Annotated in this window: 12 protein-coding genes and 1 riboswitch; of the genes, 5 read left to right on the top strand and 7 right to left on the bottom strand. The window is 40.5% G+C overall.

The window, feature by feature from the left end:
* The 3 genes from L1077_RS26515 to L1077_RS26505 all read right to left on the bottom strand — a co-directional run.
* Positions 1 to 1020: DUF1552 domain-containing protein (locus tag L1077_RS26515; RefSeq protein WP_237139767.1), on the bottom strand; the 1020-nt coding region annotated here is incomplete at its 3' end.
* Between the two features lie 29 nt (positions 1021 to 1049).
* The gene (locus tag L1077_RS26510) at positions 1050 to 4220 is read right to left on the bottom strand and encodes a DUF1592 domain-containing protein (RefSeq protein WP_237139766.1); all 3171 of its coding nucleotides are present in this window, start codon (positions 4218 to 4220) and stop codon (positions 1050 to 1052) included.
* Positions 4221 to 4232: 12 nt separating this feature from the next.
* Positions 4233 to 6029, bottom strand: coding sequence for a cellulose binding domain-containing protein (locus tag L1077_RS26505; RefSeq protein ID WP_237139765.1), 1797 nt, complete (start codon positions 6027 to 6029; stop codon positions 4233 to 4235).
* A 231-nt stretch (positions 6030 to 6260) separates the two neighbouring features.
* Positions 6261 to 6343: riboswitch (cyclic di-GMP riboswitch) on the bottom strand.
* A 559-nt stretch (positions 6344 to 6902) separates the two neighbouring features.
* Between L1077_RS26505 and L1077_RS26500 the strand changes: the two genes are divergently transcribed.
* The 5 genes from L1077_RS26500 to L1077_RS26480 all read left to right on the top strand — a co-directional run bounded on the left by L1077_RS26500 (position 6903) and on the right by L1077_RS26480 (position 11730).
* A complete protein-coding gene (locus L1077_RS26500) occupies positions 6903 to 7868 on the top strand; it encodes a nucleoside hydrolase (protein ID WP_237139764.1) in 966 nt (321 codons plus the stop codon).
* Positions 7869 to 8182: 314 nt separating this feature from the next.
* Positions 8183 to 8584: a DUF4177 domain-containing protein gene (locus tag L1077_RS26495; RefSeq protein WP_063360493.1), complete on the top strand. Its 402-nt coding sequence runs from the start codon at positions 8183 to 8185 to the stop codon at positions 8582 to 8584.
* A 531-nt stretch (positions 8585 to 9115) separates the two neighbouring features.
* The gene (locus L1077_RS26490) at positions 9116 to 9919 is read left to right on the top strand and encodes an alpha/beta hydrolase (RefSeq protein WP_231098050.1); all 804 of its coding nucleotides are present in this window, start codon (positions 9116 to 9118) and stop codon (positions 9917 to 9919) included.
* A gap of 224 nt (positions 9920 to 10143) precedes the next feature.
* Positions 10144 to 10953 (top strand): alpha/beta hydrolase, encoded by an 810-nt coding sequence (locus L1077_RS26485; protein ID WP_440589570.1) that lies wholly within the window; start codon positions 10144 to 10146, stop codon positions 10951 to 10953.
* A 246-nt stretch (positions 10954 to 11199) separates the two neighbouring features.
* Positions 11200 to 11730, top strand: coding sequence for a GNAT family N-acetyltransferase (locus L1077_RS26480; RefSeq protein ID WP_237139762.1), 531 nt, complete (start codon positions 11200 to 11202; stop codon positions 11728 to 11730).
* A gap of 79 nt (positions 11731 to 11809) precedes the next feature.
* On the opposite strand, the gene L1077_RS26475 is transcribed toward L1077_RS26480, so the two are convergent.
* The 4 genes from L1077_RS26475 to L1077_RS26460 all read right to left on the bottom strand — a co-directional run bounded on the left by L1077_RS26475 (position 11810) and on the right by L1077_RS26460 (position 14374).
* Positions 11810 to 12166, bottom strand: a complete 357-nt coding sequence (locus L1077_RS26475) for a ribosome recycling factor family protein (RefSeq protein WP_237139761.1) — start codon at positions 12164 to 12166, stop codon at positions 11810 to 11812.
* Positions 12167 to 12457: 291 nt separating this feature from the next.
* A complete protein-coding gene (locus L1077_RS26470; protein WP_237139760.1) occupies positions 12458 to 12613 on the bottom strand; it encodes a hypothetical protein in 156 nt (51 codons plus the stop codon).
* A gap of 101 nt (positions 12614 to 12714) precedes the next feature.
* Positions 12715 to 12870 carry a hypothetical protein gene (locus L1077_RS26465; RefSeq protein WP_237139759.1) on the bottom strand — a complete coding sequence of 52 codons (156 nt, stop codon included), beginning with the start codon at positions 12868 to 12870 and terminating at the stop codon, positions 12715 to 12717.
* Between the two features lie 484 nt (positions 12871 to 13354).
* Positions 13355 to 14374: a fibrinogen-like YCDxxxxGGGW domain-containing protein gene (locus L1077_RS26460; RefSeq protein WP_237139758.1), complete on the bottom strand. Its 1020-nt coding sequence runs from the start codon at positions 14372 to 14374 to the stop codon at positions 13355 to 13357.
* Positions 14375 to 14638 lie beyond the last annotated feature (264 nt).

Here is a 14638-nt window from a genome sequence, read left to right as displayed (position 1 = left end):
TACGACGGTGCTATCCAGTATGCCTGCCGCTTTCAGCTTTTGGATCAAATACGCACTTAGACTACCTAAGTGGCTGCGCATCTCAGTGTAGTACGGATAGTTCGGCTGGCCGTTGCTCCCGCCATGAATCGCATTGTGATAGTGGCCTTGGAAATTTAATTCAGGAATACGGAATTCTGCCTGATGGTTACCAAATGCCAATGATACCGAGCTGGTCAAGTTACATTGCAGGGCAGCTACGGCAATATCTGCTTGCAAACGGGCTTGTTGACTGAAGGTATCAAAGGTTAAAGGAAATTCAGTATTATCCGGTGCGATACCGCAAGATACGCCGCCGTATAGGTCATCTAAACGGCGCTGAGTATCTGAAATCGCATCGAGGTGGTCATTCATCCTTTGTATTTCATAACCGGCCAATCGGTTTTTAATCGCATTGGCCGCCGACATATGTGCATTCATGATAGGCGTTTTACTATTGCTGCCTTGTGCACTGCCAAACACCATTTTGAACACGGTGAACGGGTTTTCTTGGAACGGTAAGTGGTTGCGATTGTCCTTGGTTAACTGCCCTTGACCATTGCTGTGCACACCCAAGTTAAGATATCGAAACGGTAAATTGGGCCCAAGTGCATTACCCATGGTTACGTCATAGCTATCGCTGCCCCAGTTTTGTGCTAGCAAAATTGGCATTCGGCCATGTCCTGCGTTGGAATGTGACATGTTGACCATAAAGTTACATTCTGTTTTGACCGGTTCATAGCCTGCTGACATCACGCCCAACTGCATATTTTCACCGCTACCTGTTGGGTTCCAAAGAGATGATATGGACCCGCCTGGTATATAAATGGACACGGTTTTATTTGGCAGCCCTGCGGTTTGCGCATCTGCATCTCTGGCAAACAACAGGCCCGATACCAATGGCGAAGTGCGGATCAGGGCGGTAGAAATCCCCGATGCCATAAACACTTTTAATAGCCTACGGCGCGACATCATCATGTTATTTAAATGTTCATCTTTCATTTTACTAACCTTCTGTATTGTGACCCGCACTATTCATTTCTGGACCAAGCTTTGCGATAACGCACTGACTTCAATGAACCAAACTTCTCCAACATGGCTCTTGGGCTGTTTTGCATCATGGCATCTGTGAGCGTGTCTATTTCGCACATGTACCCGACTTTTTCTGTTTCGGATAGGCGTCTATCTTCGTCGCTGGTTGGGTCGAGCGAGTCGTGACCCACGCCCATTACGTAACGGAACATTTGCTGTGGCAAGCAACTTTGGGCGGATGACAGATCCGAGATCACGGCACCTAATTGCTTTGCACCATTAAATGGGATGGACTCACTGACTTCTGCGTATTTCTCAGGGGCGAATAGGGTACCAGATGCATCTATGGTATTACCGTTGTTGTCTGCACTTCTGATTTTGCCCACGGCATCAAAGTCTTCCATGCCGAATCCCATTGGGTTGATGTACTTTTCGTGACAAGCAGAGCAAGGCTGACCTTCTGTTAAGCTGTGATACTTAAGCTTGTTAGTAGTTGATGGGTCTTGCAACATGTCAGAGAGTTCAGCCAGTCTTTGCTCTCTGGCTTCAAAGGTACCTGCTGGTGGATCGGGTTGATCTTGACATAGCATACGGCGGCGCACGCGTACTGAGCGCAAAATAGGGTGTGACTCGGCAACCTCAGCCCAACGTGCCATAAATGCCCCATTGGCTAATATGCCACCGCGTTCAGTTGTATCGACCTTTTGTAACTCTTCGCCAGTGACACCTGCAATATTGTAATGCTCTGCAAGCAACTGATTGACGAAGGTGAAGTTTGCAGTATAAAGCGAGCTGAACTTCTCATCAGGTTGGGTCATGATGTACGAGAAGGTCTCGTTCATTTCTGCCTTCATGGCTGGGACCAATTGTGCAAAACCCGGGTAGACGGTTTGATCTTTGGTTGCCACTTCTAAATTACCTGTGCCAAGCCAACTGCCCACAAAGTCACCAAGCACAGACTTTGCGCTGTCAGCTAGACGGTTAGCGTGGGCAATGATGTTGGCTTCATCTCGAAGCTCATCACGCTCAGCTGCTTGCCAGAGTTGTTGGTCAGGTGTTGAGCCCGTGAATGTGTATGACAAGAAAGTCGCCATTTCCCATGACGTCAACTCGAAGGCATCCGCGTCCAACTCTGAGTTATCAGGATTAGGTTCGCCTAATTCGTGGCGATAAATAAATTGCGGTGAAGACAGTAATCCTTCTAAGGCGAGTTTCATACCTGCTTCAATATCTCCACTGTGGAAAAAGCCCGTTGCTATCAATCTGTAGTTTTGTGCTTCATCTTGGGTCAATGGGCGACGGAAGATTTGCGGTGCAAGTTCATCCACTAAGCGATTTGCACAGTCTTCATTAACCGCATCGCAGTTGAGCGCAGGCGAAAAGTTATTTTCAGCGGCCCATTGTGAAAGCTCTTCAGCGACTAACAGGTAATTGCTGTAGTTAGAAGGTTGCACGCTAGCATGGGTATTGTTGATGAAAAAGCCAATTTGAGAGTCTGGAGATAAGCCATCAGATACCTCAAAATTAACACCAAGCAAGTCTTCGACCGTATTTTGGTACTCAGTTTGGGTTAAAATCTTCAGCTGCCTTGCCCCATATGCCACGGGTGCAACACCGACATCACAGGTCAAAGGTGCAGGCCAAAGAGTTTGCAGATACGCTGCGATATCTGCTGCACATTGCTCATCACACGCACTTGGTGTGCCATAAGGCATGGTGGTGACAATGGTATCAATCATGGTTTGTATATCTCGTTCAGTATCAAGCGCTGGGAATGACCCTAAGCCACCTGCTTCTGAGCCGTGACAGCCTGCACATCCCGTTTGATATAGTTGCATACCTCGGGCAACAGGATCTGTTTGAGTGACAACGATACGCTCAATATTACTTGGTTCTGAAGGTACTGAATTGTTGAGTGCAATGACCTTGTAATCGAACTCGCCTGATTCAGGTAGCCCTGATTCATAAAAGCTTGAGTTTGATGCCAGCTCAGCAGCCGTTTGCCAGCGTCCATCCAAGCTTTTAAAGCGCACCAGATAATTGGTTTCGTTATTGCTGTTATCACGCCAATTCAATTGCGCCTTGGCATCGATTGACAGCACACTTGCACTGAGCTCTGAGGGAGCCGCTGGTTTTTCTGGCATCGCAACTGGCTCAAAGTTGTCTTGCTCGGCAGCCAAATAAGTCAGGTTGAAATAGACAGGTACAGATTCACCAATACTTGAGAGATTGGCAACAATACGCAAAGCTTCTATGCCATAGTCCATTTCAAAGCTTTTGCTGTCGATGATCATGGGTGAAAGCGTGCTGACATTGACTTTACCGGAAGCAAGTTTGACAACCAGCACATCAAGCGTCATCTGATGATTGGTGCCATGTAAGCTCATTTCACCAGTCACATTTTGAATAACTGGCTGGCCAATTTCTAAATTACTTAACAATGCAGTGTTGATTTGAGCACTGAAGTAAGCGACGGGCAGTAAATCTGTCTCAAAGAGTAAGTCTAAAATGCGACTATTTCTGATATCCACACCAGTCGAAACGGTACTTAGATCGACTGCCAGTTTTACGTTACCATCGGCGTCGATACTGCCAGACAGGGCTGGGGAGTCATTGTTTTGTGTAACAAACTGATTTAACTCTGCAACGTGATCTTTTTTTACCGACACATAACTCAGTAAAGACGCCGTGCTATCAAGTTGCCATAAACCCGTTTCAATTACATCATCCGGTGGCGTAGTGGGCTCTGAATTCGTGCAAATATCACCACTTAAGGTCATGGTGACATCACCAGTTAAGCCATTTTTGTTGGCGACAAAGCCTAAACCAAATGACTGATTGGCGTGTATGGTATGGCTTTGTGACGAAATGGTACAGCCTGTATCATGGCAGTTAAAGTCACCATTCCAGCTATTTTGCAGGGAAATACCTTGATCCCATGTAAGTTCGATGGACCAATCATTGAGATCCTGATCTGACGGGTTATCAATGACAATCTCTGTTTTAAAGCCATTGTTCCAATTGTCTGGAATAGTGAAGGAACACTGTGCCGCTTGAACAAAAGAAGCACTGGTTAGTAGGCTTAAACAGGCAGCGAACTTAGCGATTTTAGGCGTATGAGACCAAGTATCAGTCAAGGTAAAAAAGCGTGTTAAATTATTGCGTTTCATCTTCTTTCCCTCCTATTGCTGCGCTTCAAAAACAAGGTTAAAACTCACGGGCACTGCGTAACTGATCACCGATAAGTTTGCCAATGTTCTGAGTGTTTCAATACCAGACTCTAAACCAAAGTCTGTGGCGTCTAGCACAATTGGTGTTAAGGTTTGCACCATAATTTTATTGTTTGCAAGACGTCTAATAACGACATCAGCGTTCACTTCTTTTATAACGCCAGTGAGGTTGAGTGTGGTTGAGATGGATTGCATTTCAGTGCTACCAATAGGAAGTGCAACGAGCGCAGCATAATCAATAGCAAGCAGGGCTTCGGCGGTTGGGAATGACTCGGTATCGAATAAAAATTCTTTCATTCTGCCATCGCGGGTGTCGTTAGCGGTATCTACACTGCTCAGGTCAATGGCTAATCTTGCTACCCCTTCAGGTGTAATACTGCCACTGATATTGTTAAATGTGTGTGATTCAACGAGGTGCTGTTTTTTGGTCGATACAAAGTAAAGATGAGAGCTTTGAGGATCTAATATAAATGGAGCGCTGATGGGTGGCGCTTCAGGTTCTGAAACTTGAATAGTGACTGGATCGCTGACTGTGCTTATAACCCCGTCGTTGACCGTTAACGTGACGCTAAATGTGCCTTCTTCTTCATAAATATAAGTAGGGTTTGGCTCGCTTGAAGTCTGTCCGTTGCCAAAGTCCCAGCTAAATGTGAGTGCATCACCGTCTAAATCAGAAGATTCATCGCCTTTAAAGTTTATCGTGAGTGGGTAATCTCCTGATGTGGTAGAGGCCGATGCAACTGCTAATGGTGCGTGATTAATATCACCGTCTAATGAGCATAAACCGCCAAGAGAAGGAATTGCAGGTGTATCATTTTCCTGTGCTTTTTGGGCATTGAAACCAAAATCTAAACTCTGGCCTGGGTTAATAGTGCTGTTGTAATTTTCATTAATGATTTCATACGGGTTATTGCCACTGTGCCTAGCATGCCATACGCCCGTCAACTTGGTGTTGTCTGAAAATGCCATGAGTACTTTCCAGTTGGAAATAGCAACACTTTCTGTATTGGTAATGGTAACTTTGCCACGAAACCCTGAGATCCACTCTTGTTCAACTTCAAAAGTACACTGTGCAGACTCAGGCTGAGCTTCACTAATGGTAACTGCTATGGGTGCCGCAGGGTAATTGTTTGTTCCGTCTTTGATGGTCAATAAAACAGAGTAAGCGCCAGCTTGATCAAAGATATGTTGAGGATTTATTTCATTAGAGGTTTGTCCGTTACCAAAATCCCAGTGGTAGCTCACATTATCTGACGGTAAATTAGTCGCCTCGCTGGTAAAGTTGATTGTCGCGGGTGCTGTCCCTTGGTTGTTAGACGCTGACGCCACGACCGTAACATCATTATTTTGTGAGCCTCCTTCACAAATACCAAATAATCTTGGTGTGGTAACGGCTTGCCCATTGCTCTTTTTGACGTTAAAGCCAAACGCTTTGGATGAGCCCGGCTGAATGGTGCTGTTCCAATTAAGGTTGCTAAATTGATATGGACTATTGCCACTCAATTGGGCGCGCCAAGCATTGTTAATTGATTCACCTTGGTTAAACGCTAATCCAACTTCCCAGCCGTTTATGACTGAGTCAGTATTGTTAAACACGGTGACCTCTGCGGTATAGCCACTTTGCCATTCATTTTTTACATTGAACTCGCATTGTGCAGCTAAGCTGTGTATTGGGTGCCCCAAAACCATTAAACAGAGGCCGATTTTTAAAAATCGGTGCTGCTTGCTGTTGTATCTATGTTGTCTCATGAAAATTCCCCGAAACATTGCCAATTGACATGTTATTTCCCTGCTGTTCTTCATTGAACAGGCATTCGACCAGAACTCACAGGCGGCAATAGCTGATGCAAAAATCGGGTATGAAGAAAGACCAAGGGTTGGAGGTATGACATGACATGTCAAAGACGTGAATACCGATAGGCTACGCAATGCGCATACAAAACAACAGTATGCACATTGTCACCATTTTAAGCATTGGCATTCAGCAACCCCGCTATCTTAGTTTTCACCTTAGACCGGAAGCTTTGCGTCCCTTTCTTTCAAAAGGTTTGCTATTTTAAGCCTGTCAAAGGAACTTAGCTTAAAACCGTAATAACCGCAAAGCACCAACTGCAACTTTCACAGTATTTGCACATTTCACTTTAAAATGCGTTGTAAAGTCATACAAAAGCCTCAGATTTTATCTAATAAGTTTATATAAATTAGTATCTTGCACTAAAGTAGTATTGTGAATGCACAATTTGAAATGAGGGGAGGATTGTGCACACCTACAGAGCAAATAGACACATTCAGTAATGTTATCAGGAGGAGGTTAAGCTGCTTGCAACCCACAGCCAGCATTGTGTCTTTTTTGGCATCATTAACGTTAAAGACTCTTCAATTGCCTCATCTTCCAATAATATTCAAATCTAAGATCAACTCATCGAGCATGGTTAGGCTTCAAAGCTTGGCTTCGGTAGCTAATTACTTACTAGGGGCATATTACCGCGAATTGACTAGTGCTTAAGTTGCAATAAAAGCACAATCCGAACTGTCTTTCGGTTTAAAAGCGATCAAATGTTAGTTAAATGTTTACTGGTGATGTATTATGATTTTGTATCGTTCCAAATTATAAGGGGTGAAATGAAAAAAATAATATTTGATACAGATCCGGGCATTGATGACGCGATGGCACTGCTTTTGGCACACGCTTGTTCGGATATTGAATTGGTTGGTATTACGACTACTTTTGGTAATGCAAGCATAGAAAATACCACACGAAATGCGCTTTATTTAAAACAACAGTTCGGTATGTCTGCTGAAGTCGCTAAGGGGGTTAACATCCCACTAGATCAAGTGAAAACAGAGCCCGCCACCTTAGTTCATGGTGACAATGGGCTGGGAGATATTGAAATACCTAAAGTTATAAACACGCAGATATCACCGCTTATTGCACATGACTACCTTATCGAAACAATTAAAAATCAGCCGGGAGAGATCACGTTAGTTGCGGTAGGTCGGCTAACAAACTTGGCGATGGCAATTGAAAAAGCGCCTGAAATTGGCAAGTTAGTGAAAGAAGTCATCATTATGGGCGGTGCATTTGGACACAATGGTCATACCGGAAATTTGACACCATTTGCAGAAGCGAATGTGTATGGCGATCCGCTAGCTGCAGATATTGTGATCAATGCTGACTGGCCAGTTACTCTCATAGGATTAGATGTCACGCAACAAACTTTGATGTCAAATGCGTATTTAGAGAAGTTGAGAGTAAGCAGTGCACAGTATGGTCAATTCATCTATGACATCACACGTTTTTATGCAAAGTTTTATAATGATGACCTCGGTTTAGATGGGTTTTATGTTCATGACTCTTCTGCAATCATGTACTTGGTAGCACCTCAAATATTTACGACTAAACAGGGGCGTATACGAGTTATCACTGACGGGCCTGCAAAAGGTCATACCTTGTTTAAAAGCTCAGATAGAATTTTTCCCATTGATGAGTGGGCGACTAGGCCAAAACAAACCATCGCAATTAATGTTGATCCTCAAGCATTCAATCAATATTACTTCGATATTATTTGTAGTGATGAAACTGACTAGTTGAATTTGGGAGTAATTACATTGTCAGACAGGCTTTTATGGTTTAAGTAAATTAAACCTAAGAGTGCATAAAAGGTCGAAGATTTAGCAATTGCTTGTTAAGTATAGATAAAATTATAGTTTTTATTTTATAAAATTACTTAACGGTCTAAATTAGACGATTGTTACAACTGAAAGATGTAACGCAAAACTACCTTAGCTTTGTAAAACTGTCGTATAGTCTTCAGGATCGTGTCGTATAAATTTCGTTAATAGAAGAGACGAATTTAATTTATGTTTTACCTTGTATCAAACACTCAGGTTATAAGTATCTAATGAAAATAAATGCAGATTTGATAATTAGACTAAGGCATCAAAAGTCTTGGTCTCAAGAAGAGCTGGCGATTGCTGCAGGCTTAAATTTGAGAACTATTCAGCGAATAGAAAAAGAAGCAACGATATCTTTGCAGTCTAAAAAATCGTTGGCGTCTGCGCTAGAAGTAGATATTCATGATCTGGACTATAAGGAGACGACAGAAATGAAGAGTTACGAATATAAAACAGTATCAATTAAATTTAATCATGGTTGGTTTAAAAAAGGTATTTCAAATGTGGACCAAGCGCTAAATGAAGAGGCAATTGGTGGGTGGCGTTTTAAGCAAATGGTAATCCCTACTGATTCAACTGGTGGTTCGGAGCAAATGATTGCTATTTTTGAAAGGGAGTTGGTTGAATAGCTTACGACATGCTGAGCCGTGCTTCGTTACATGGCTGCTTCCCTTTGTAGGCTGCTCATACGCACTATAATTTTTAGAGATATAAAGCTTCAGATGGCGTTGTTGACGATCATAACGCCCTTTGTTTTAACATGTAACAATCCTTGATGATTTACTTTTTTTATATGTGTTTTCGAATTTTAATTAATTTTTTAGCCCCCTTTATTTTTTGGCAATATAAACCTTGAAGCGGTGTTTAATTGGTTTTATATTGGTTTGGCCATAAGTTGTTGTAATTATTGATTTTATTTGTTTTTTCTCCTTGGTTTGGTCGTTGCTTGATATTGATGGTGTTTTATATAAATATTATTGTTTAATAATCAACCCCTTTAAGCCTTTAATATTAATTTATTAATATGGTTTTTGGTGCGCCCTTGAGTTTTTTTGGTTTTTATTATATTTTTTCAAGTAATTATTGCTATGACTATAGTGCTTTTTAGTTGGTCGAGAAAAAACTGACATTCACTATATCTTCAAAAGGAATTTTATATTTTGAAAATTATAATTTTGACACTGTTCTTTTGTCTTATTTCGACGATTGCTGATGCATCTAGTTTTAAAGGAGTAGCACTTCCTAAATCGCAATATTTAACTGAGCTCCCAAAAATCACCGTCGCACTCCCTTCATCTTATGAAGCCAATGCTACAAAAAACTATCCAGTATTGTACGTACTTGATGGCGAACTCAATGGTGAGTTAGTTAACGGAATGCTCCATAGGTTGCACCTGTCCAATGGGACAAATGAACATATTATTGTCGGTTTAACTAGCCATGATCGTATTACAGATTTCGCACCCACTGTGAATAGAGACCCGCGAGGGCCTGTGGGAGCAGGTGGAGGCGGTGATAAATTTTTAGACTTCATTGAAAACGAACTCATTCCACAGGTTAATAAAACTTATCGTACAAATAACTTTAATATTTTAGCTGGTCACTCAATCGCTGGTTTATTAGTTATCCATAGCTTTCAGTCCCGGCCAAAGCTTTTTCAAGGTCATTTAGCCTTTAGTCCAGCGGTTTGGTGGGGAGCTCGAGAAACAGCTAAGGCGACGCAAAAATACGTAACTTCTAAACAGCCAATTAAAAATTACCTCTACATGAATATCGGCAGCGAAGGTGGCGAAATGCGTGAAGTTTATGACGAATTATCACAAACAATTCTTAGAAATCGCAATCTAGATCTGTACTTGAGGCAAGATGAGTTTAATGACGATTCTCATGACTTTACAATGGCTGCTGGCCTGTTTAATGCGCTTACTGGGTTATATCATTATCAGCAGAAGCAAGGCTTATAGACTGCTTATTCGGTCTTAGGTTTTGGTTTACACATTTGCGCCTGGAATAATGTGAAGCTAACTTTCCAACAAAGCCAAACAATTAAGGCTGGTAGGCCTATACGTTGCGCAACTAAGGTTTTCTAAATCTCCAACAAGAGAGATAAAAAGGATAAATTTTGACAGTATTTAGAAATAAGCTGCTTCTGATAAGTTTGCTGGTATTGGTCGTTGTGTCGGCTTTCATGGGCTATCAGCGCTATACGCAAGAGTATACATCTGCTTTTATAGATCATAGTCTTTACTCAAAGGTGCTTTCAGAACAAAGAAAAATTTTTATCAGATTACCAAAAAGCTATGACGAAAATAAAACGTATCCATTAATCATAAAATCTGATGGAAATTTCAATTTATCTCGGTGGGATGAATCTCTCACCCAATTAGCCCAAGCAGCTAAAGTTGAAGACTCTATTATCGTGGCAATCCCAAATTTATTTTGGACAGACTCACGTAACAGAGATCTAGTCCCTCCATTTGCTAGAAAAGATGTGGCAATCGAAGCAAGGCCTCCTAATGATAATTCACCTGAAATATTTGGTAGAGCTGACTTGTTTTTATCCTTCATTGAAACAGAGGTGTTACCTTATGTTGAGGCCAACTATAAGGTGAGTGAGAACCGAGTCCTAACAGGTTTTTCTGCTGGTGGTAGCTTTGTTTTATATACACTCATTACCAAGCCTGAACTGTTTTCCGGTTACTTTGCGTTTAGTCCTGCAGCTTGGTATGACGATTCAGTGGTTGTGCGAGAGTTTGAAAAAGGGCTGAAAAACGTAGAGGGTGACCCGTTATTTTTGTATCTAAGTATAGGCGGTGCTGAGAATGATATTATCACAGGCTCGTTTAAAGGCTTACTCAAAGCCATAGATTCATATGGGCCAGAAAACTTCTACACCCAGCACAGTTATAGTGAGGGAGCTGGACATGTTGAAAACCCATATACCTCAGTGCCTTTAGCTTTAAAGAGTTATTATCAATTTAGAAATGAGAAATTATAACCTCGGGTAAAATCGAATTTTAAATTTAACGTGATATTTACATTGCTTATTAATAGGTTTTTTATTAATGTTTTGTTTTGTATTTTTCAGTGTTAGTCATGTTTTTACTCATGTGCTTTGAGGTTTTTATCTCTTTTATATTTAATTTTAATATGGTTGTTTATAATCAGCTTGTTTAATTTATCGAAGCGAGACTAGATGCTATTACAGGTACTAGCTTCATACAAGCGAAGGATAGAGAGTTATATGCTGAATACGCACATTAAAACTGAGCGATTAGAGTTAAAAAATTTAGATGACAAAGACGCAGCCAGCTTATTAGAGATTTTTTCAGATCCTGAAGTCATGAAATACTGGAATACACCGCCTTGGAATTCAATTGAGCAAGCCCGCGAGTTTATCTCTACAAGTGCCGATGCTATGCGAAATTCGTCAGCTCTTACTTTGGGTATTTACTGCAAAGAAACAAAGCAACTTCTGGGCAAGGTAATGTTATTTAACTATGATAAAGAATCAAGGCGTGCAGAGCTTGGTTTTGGTATAAAGCGCGAGTATTGGGGCAAAGGGATTGTTTATGAAGCCTCTTCCGCATTGGTTGAATATGCATTTAGTCATTTGCAGTTGCGTAGACTAGAAGCCGAAATTGATCCTGACAATACTGCATCAGGAAAAGCATTGGAGAGGCTCGGCTTTGAGCAAGAAGGGCTGTTAAAACAGCGCTGGGAGATAGACGGTATCGTATCTGACTCCGCTATATATGGCTTATTGGCAAAATAATCATAAAGCGCTTTAGTTTAATAATTAGGTAGCTTACTTTAAGGACACTTAGTTAGGAAGATGGTTTATTGAGTGATAGTTACTCCCAAGCCACTAGGTCGAACGCTTTTCTAGCTTCTATAAGGGAGCAATCTGTTTTTATTATTAATTGCTGTAGCGTTATATTAGGATTTGCATTTATTTCAGCTACTAAATCAGCAATACTTGGTTTGGGTTTCAATTTGTTTAATGCCTCAAGTACCCAGTGCCAGCTAGGCTCGTCCTGCTGTTGTATGCGTTGAATGATTAACTCACATTGAGAACAACTTCCCTGTAGCCGCCAGTTTCTTGAGCGGCCTTTTCGACTAAGTTGCGCACCGGTAGCTTTAATGATGTCTTTAAGTTCACTTGCATGATTGACTCGGCGTACAAAGCTATTTAATTGGATATCAAACATAGAGGGATCTTAGGGAAAAACAAATAGAAATTATAACAAATTTAGCTCTGGCAACGCTAATGATACATTCAATATGATGTTATGCGGTGTGGTAAGGCCTAAATGCTTGTTTACATTGATGTCTTTTTTAAAGGAAGTGAAATTAATCGTTATGTTTACTGGTTAATTATCTGAATATGAAAGCTTTGAGTTTAATGAATAATTTTTGCTCTTAAAGCACTAATTTGATATGAACTGAATTTAGGGGAATAAATTAAAAAGACCGCATATAGCGGCCCTATTTGTAAGATCTTATGCGCACTGTACTTTACCATCATGCATTGAAAGCCAGCACACATTCGCCGTTCTGTGTGTACCTGCCGCAGCAACTTTAGGTGTTGCTTCTAGCGCCAAAGATTGATTTTTATTTAGAGTTTTAAGCGCTTTTTTCTTGATTTTAATATTCATAAATTATCCTTTTAATTTTCGCTTGATATTGATTTTTTCTGTTTATTTTTGTTATCTATAAACTGATGATTAGATACTGTTGCTAAACGATACTTTATCTATTAAGCACACTGCACTTTGCCGTCATGCATTGAAAGCCAGCATACATTTGCCGTTCTATGTGTACCTGCCGCAGCAACTTTAGGCGTTGCTTCTAAAGCAAAAGATTGATTCTTATTTAAAGTTTTTAGCGCTTTTTTCTTTATTTTTATATTCATAATATATCCTTTTAATTATTTCCCATCAAAGCTACCCTCATTTTTTTAGGTTGTCAATGCTGCTTTTATGTTTGGGTATGTAATTTATTAATAAATTAATTTTTATTTTCAGGAGTGGAAATTTTTTGTTTTAATATAAGTTTTACTATTAAATGGTCTGGTTTATCTAAAGTTTAGATAGGGTGGGTGAGTTTATTTTGGTAAACCTGTTAACTATCCTTTTGAGATTACATATATAATTGTCATTTTTTAGCATGTAAATAATTATGTTAGATAGGTTTTTCTAATTTCAATACAAGGTTATAAACCTAAAGTGCTCTATTTTAAAATGTTTTTAAGAGTATATGGACTTATTAATTCAGATCCAAAAAGCATCATTCGTTTTTTAAGCTACTTATATCTTATTAATACCTAAATAACAGAAAAAGTCAGAAGCAACAATCACTGGTTTGTCGTTGCTTCTGGTGGACTCAAATGCTTTGGTTTATCTCATCCAAAGAAGAGCCCATTGTGTTCCGTTAGGTTCTTTGCCATTACATTGACCTGAGCCAGTTCTACCAGACTCATGTGAGCCCCTAGCAACCCAGCAATAACTCGCGTGAACGTCACCTTGCCAACCGACAATAGTATGCGTACTTGTCATGGACAGATAGTTTGAGAATACGCAGCCAGGAACAGGTTCAGAGCCAGGCTCTAAGCTTTTTAAACATGCTGGGTTGTCAGTACGCATTGGCATATATTCAACTCGTTCATTATAGCCCCACGTATACCTGACTAAGTCTAGCTCTGGCGTTGTAAAATTAAGCCCATATACACTGTAGCCGCCTGCACAATTATCACCAGAGCAACTAATTTGCTCTCTAACATCTGTAAATGCGCCTAAGTCACCTTTGTACATCCACAGCTTTGTGACATTATTTGGGTTTGTTTCAGGTATATCGCCGTATTGTGCTATTGAACTTTTTCCACCGGGTTCGTTTTTTGGGTAGCTCCCTACAAGCGTCCAACCACCTCCGTCAGTTGTCATATCACAATACATATTTACGGTATTGCCCATACCATCTTGCAGTTGATATACATCGTCTCCGCGGCTCAACCCTGAGTTGAGAATATCGTTACAGCTTGTGGCAGCAGTAGGCAGCACTGGCGCTATAGTCCAATCACCTTTTTCTCCGTTAGCAGCAAACCAAGTGCCACTGTAGTGTCCTTGAACATCTACTTGGCCAAGAAAGTACTCTGTTTTAGAAGGTGTTTTATCGGACATTTTGAAGTTAATCACATTGCCATTTTGCACCGTGGAACCAGACAAAAACTTGGTTGCGGTTTCAGAAAAAAAGTGTTTCTCATCACCAGTGATAGTGATCTCTTGTACTAAATTAGAATCTACCGTTCCGTCTAAGAATGAGTCTTTTGTTAGTGTATATTCACCAGCAAGCATTTGCTCTTGAGCAAGTGCTAAATTGCTCACTAATAAAGCGCTTATTGAAATGGCTAACTTATTCATATTTGTTCCTTTATATTTCTGATTTTCTACCCATGAATTTAATAAAATCCATTAAAGAATTAGTGGTTTTAGTGAAAGTGAAAAGCTCAGTGGTTGAGAGGTTTAATCATACTACTGATTTTTAATTTTATAAATTAAAAGGTGTTTTATATTGTGATATTCATAGCGTTTATGATTTTATTAATTTCATTGTGGTAAAGGTGGTTTTGGTTTTTAAGTGTGTTGGTTTTATTTTTAGAATGTTTACATCCATATATTCGCTAT

This window comes from Pseudoalteromonas luteoviolacea, assembly GCF_021654285.1.
Lineage (GTDB): Bacteria > Pseudomonadota > Gammaproteobacteria > Enterobacterales > Alteromonadaceae > Pseudoalteromonas > Pseudoalteromonas luteoviolacea_J.
Note: the sequence above shows the minus strand (reverse complement) of the source record. Positions and strands in the feature narration are given on the sequence as shown.